General features: G+C 77.1%; 1 protein-coding gene. It reads right to left on the bottom strand.

Annotation, left to right across the window (positions count from 1 at the left end; translation table 11 throughout):
• On the bottom strand, positions 1-240 hold a 240-nt coding region (locus G3I41_RS29680; RefSeq protein WP_164403587.1), incomplete at both ends, for a hypothetical protein.

Raw genomic sequence — 240 nt, 5'->3', positions numbered from 1 at the left:
CTCCTCGGCGAACGCGGGCGGTTCGCCGCACACCATCTGGACCAGTTCGGCCGCGTTGTCCTCGGGGTAGGGCGCGTGCCCCTGAACGGTGCGGAAGAGCAGCGCGCCGAGGGCCCACAGGTCGGTGGCGGGCCCGATGGGCGGCGCCAGCTGCCAGTTGCCGTGCACGGGCCCCGCCTGCTCGGGCGCCCACCGCTCGGTGACCGCCCCGACCACGGCGATCCGCGCCTGCCGCGCCCG

Origin of the sequence: Streptomyces sp. SID9727 (assembly GCF_010550605.1) — a bacterium.
Lineage (GTDB): Bacteria > Actinomycetota > Actinomycetes > Streptomycetales > Streptomycetaceae > Streptomyces.
This window is presented reverse-complemented; position numbering and strand designations above follow the sequence as displayed.